Source organism: Flavobacterium sp., from assembly GCF_049318325.1.
Lineage (GTDB): Bacteria > Bacteroidota > Bacteroidia > Flavobacteriales > Flavobacteriaceae > Flavobacterium.
The window spans coordinates 1-2,425 of record NZ_JBMOGQ010000206.1 but is presented as its reverse complement, the minus strand read 5'-3'; the positions used below and the strand labels follow the sequence as shown (position 1 = coordinate 2,425).

The following is a 2,425-nucleotide window of genomic DNA, read 5'->3' as shown; positions in this document are numbered from 1 at the left end:
AAAATGTTTTTTCAAACATTTTTTTCATTCGTTCTTCAATCATTTTTTGAATTTCGGGAGTTATTTCTTTGTTACCTTCAAAACGAGATTTAAAATCTGCAGTACTAGTTTTCGATTCATAAACTGCCATACCTTGGAAATCTTTTTGAGCATTAGTAGTTATAAAAGAAATGAGAAACAAAGACGCGTAAACTATTTTTTTCATGAGGTTTAATTTTAGTCGAGTAAATATGACGAAAGTAATCAAAAACTGTTACTAATTATATGTTAAAATAGTATTTTTTACCTATTGTATTTCATTTGGTTTAATGTAAATTAGCACTATCATGAAAAATGCAATTTATTTATTTTTATTATTCTGCTATTCGATTAGTTTTTGTCAAAATCAAAAGCTAAAAACTACTGCTTTGAACACAAAAGAACTTGAGAACAAAACCTATATTGGCTTTGATGGTTTGGGCAGCAATTATTATATCAATAATAATGTTTTTAGCAAGCAAAACGAAAATCAGATTTGGGAATATAAAAACGTGGCGTTAGGAAAAATTACTTCTGTAGATTATGTAAACCCTTTAAAAATAGTCCTTTTTTATGAAGATTTTAATAGTATAATAACACTTGACAATCAGCTAAATGAAATACAAAAGCTAAATCTTTTTGATATTGACAACACTATTCTTGCTTCTAAAATTGGCATGGCATCACAAAATCAATTATGGATTTACAATGCTTTAAAACAACAAATTATGTTGTTTGATTATTTAAAAAACACTTCCAAAATTATAGGAAATCCCATTCAGGAAAACATAAAATACACACAATCTGATTTCAACAATTTTTATTGGATAGATGAAATTAATAATTGGTATTCAATTGATATATTTGGCAAAGTGAGACTTTTAGCTAATATTCCTCCTTTTGAAAAAATTCAAATCATTGATAATGAAAAACTCTTGTTTTTGAAAGACAAGAGTTTGTATTGTTTGAATAATATTTCAAAAACTGTATATGAAGTAGAAATTGTTGAGAAATCGTTCCAAAATTTTTATTACAAAGACCAAATTTTAGCTATTTTTACCAACCAACAAATTAAATTTTTAAAATTAAAATTACCATAATGCACATAGCAGTAGCAGGAAATATAGGAGCAGGAAAAACTACTTTAACACGGTTTTTGGCAAAGCAATTTAAGTGGGAACCTCATTTTGAAGACGTAGTTGACAATCCTTATTTAGATGATTTTTATCACCAAATGGAACGTTGGAGTTTTAACTTGCAGATTTATTTCTTAAATAGTCGTTTTCGCCAAGTGCTGCAAATACGCGAAAGTGGTAAAAACATAATTCAGGATAGAACAATATATGAAGATGCGCACATCTTTGCTCCCAATTTACACGCTATGGGTTTAATGACCAATCGTGATTATGAAAATTATTCTGATCTTTTTGAGTTGATGGAAGGATTAGTTGGCGCACCTGATTTATTGATTTATTTAAGAAGCTCTATTCCAAATTTAGTTGCTCAAATTCACAAGCGAGGTCGTGATTATGAAAATACTATTTCTATAGATTATTTAAGTCGTTTGAACGAACGTTATGAGGCTTGGATTCAAACTTATGACAAAGGGAAGCTATTAATAATTGATGTAGACAATATAGATTTTGTTAATAATCCGGAAGATTTAGGAGATATCATTAACAGAATTAATGCCGAGATAAACGGACTTTTTTAAAGAATTTTAAATATAAAAAATGGCTCACAATTGCGAGCCATTTTTTAATTCTATATATCGAAAACCATTATTTCAATGCTTCCACTTTAGCTTTTACTTCAGCTTCTGTACCTTCAAAAGTCTCAGAAGTTGTTGTTTTGCCAACTGTAGTGGTAATCGTTGCTTTAGCTTTACCATTTGTATTGGTAATTATAACTTTTACATTTTTCTCTACAGCATTTGGAGCCATTGCACCTTTTTTAGCACAACAATCATCTTTTTTCTCAGCAATGAATTTTCCATCAGCATCATAGTGAGAAAGACAGGCTTCTTTTTGCTCTGGCGTACAATTTAATGAATCACACATTGCTGCACATTCCTGCATAGTCATGTCTTTGCATTTGCTCATGTCACATTTGCCCATATCTTTGCACTCCATTTTCATTTTGATTGTGCAATTCATTTCTTTGGTTTCACCTTCGTGACCGGCCCCTAAGATTGGCGCGATTACTAATCCAATCAGACATGTCAATTTGATTAAGATGTTCATTGATGGTCCAGAAGTATCTTTGAAAGGATCTCCAACAGTGTCTCCGGTTACAGCAGCTTTGTGAGCATCAGAACCTTTGTATGTCATTTCACCGTTAATCATAACTCCGGCTTCAAAAGATTTTTTAGCATTATCCCAGGCACCACCAGCATTGTTTTGGAACA

The 2,425-nt window shown here is 30.7% G+C and carries 3 protein-coding genes and 1 pseudogene; 2 read left to right on the top strand and 2 right to left on the bottom strand.

The genetic code is table 11. From position 1 onward, the window contains the following. Positions 1 to 205 (bottom strand): annotated as a pseudogene (locus tag ACOYLP_RS11735) (GLPGLI family protein); the annotation flags it as partial. Positions 206 to 407: 202 nt separating this feature from the next. On the opposite strand from ACOYLP_RS11735, the gene ACOYLP_RS11730 reads away from it, so the two are divergent. Then, positions 408 to 1,118, top strand: coding sequence for a hypothetical protein (locus tag ACOYLP_RS11730; protein WP_422856354.1), 711 nt, complete (start codon positions 408 to 410; stop codon positions 1,116 to 1,118). Then, entirely contained in the window at positions 1,118 to 1,732 is a 615-nt protein-coding gene (locus ACOYLP_RS11725) for a deoxynucleoside kinase (RefSeq protein WP_422856353.1), read from the top strand. The genes ACOYLP_RS11730 and ACOYLP_RS11725 overlap by 1 nt, the downstream gene beginning before the upstream one ends. A gap of 67 nt (positions 1,733 to 1,799) precedes the next feature. On the opposite strand, the gene ACOYLP_RS11720 is transcribed toward ACOYLP_RS11725, so the two are convergent. Beyond that, on the bottom strand, positions 1,800 to 2,425 hold a 626-nt coding region (locus tag ACOYLP_RS11720; RefSeq protein WP_422856352.1), incomplete at its 5' end, for a sodium/proton-translocating pyrophosphatase.

Coding starts and splice junctions, on each gene's coding strand:
- ACOYLP_RS11725 (WP_422856353.1), top strand. CDS start 1,118: ATGCACATAGCAGTAGCAGGAAATATAGGAGCAGGAAAAACTACTTTA.